The sequence below is a fragment of the Rhodoferax sp. ZS1R8 genome (genome assembly GCF_056521325.1).
The window spans coordinates 1-1,056 of sequence record NZ_JBWMBA010000192.1; the positions used below are offsets into that span (position 1 = coordinate 1).

Sequence of the window (1,056 nt, forward strand, 5' to 3'; positions counted from 1 at the left end):
TGGCCGCCGTGCCCCTGATTGGCTCGGCCATCACTGAGCCTGCGGCCATGACGATTGCAGCGCTCATGCTGGCACCACAGGTTTTCCGCCCCGACGTACCCGAGCGGGTGAAAGGGTTGGCGCTGGGCGTGTTGTTCGTCAATATCTCCATCGGAGGGACTTTGACGTCATTTGCGGCGCCGCCTGTGCTGATGGTGGCATCCACGTGGAATTGGGACTCCGCTTTCATGCTCACCACATTCGGCTGGAAGGCGGCGATTGCCGTGGTGGTAAACGCAACCATCGCCGTCTACTTTTTGCGCAATCATCTGGGCCAGCTGGCCCTGCCTTCGCGCCCATCGGTGACGGATGCAGCACCCAAGATCCTGGTCTTCGTTCATCTCGGCTTTCTGGCGGCCGTGGTCGCACTGGCGCACCATCCAGTGGCTTTTTTGGGCCTGTTCCTGATGTTTATGGGCGTCACGCAAGCCTATGCCCGTTTTCAGAACCCGCCCATCATCAAAGAAGCGCTGCTGGTGGCCTTTTTCCTGGCGGGTCTGGTGGTGCTGGGTGGCATGCAACAGTGGTGGCTGCAACCCATCGTTTCCGGCATGTCGCCCCAGCTTCTCTTTCTGGGGGCCACTATATTGACGGGTTTTACCGATAACGCGGCCCTGACTTATCTGGGCTCTCTCATCGTTGGTATTTCTGAAGAGGCCAAATACAGCCTGGTGGCAGGTGCGGTGGCCGGCGGAGGCTTGACGGTCATTGCCAACGCACCCAACCCCGCAGGCGTGGCGCTGCTGCGGCGCGGATTCGCCGACCAGTCCATCGGTGCAGGGGAATTGCTGGTAGGCGCCTTATTGCCTACCCTTATTGCAATGGCGGCTTTTTGGGTGCTGTAACCGCACACCCGTAAAAAAGTTCGGGTCTAGAACGGAATGTCGTCATCCATGTCGTCAAAGCCACTGGCCGGACGGGGTGGCGGGGCTTGGCGTGGCGCGGGTGCCGCAGCAGCGCGGGGTGCAGAAGCGCTTGGCGCCATGCGACGGGGTGCGGGAGCGCCACCGCCGCCTT

Annotated in this window: 1 protein-coding gene and 1 pseudogene; one reads left to right on the plus strand and one right to left on the minus strand. The window is 61.4% G+C overall.

Features of this window, described 5'->3' with window-relative positions:
• A partial coding sequence (locus AC097P_RS24915; RefSeq protein ID WP_479613093.1) for a putative Na+/H+ antiporter occupies positions 1 to 884 on the plus strand: 884 nt, incomplete at its 5' end.
• 26 nt (positions 885 to 910) lie between these two features.
• Here the strand turns inward: AC097P_RS24915 and AC097P_RS24920 are convergent.
• Positions 911 to 1,056: pseudogene (locus tag AC097P_RS24920) on the minus strand (single-stranded DNA-binding protein); the annotation flags it as partial.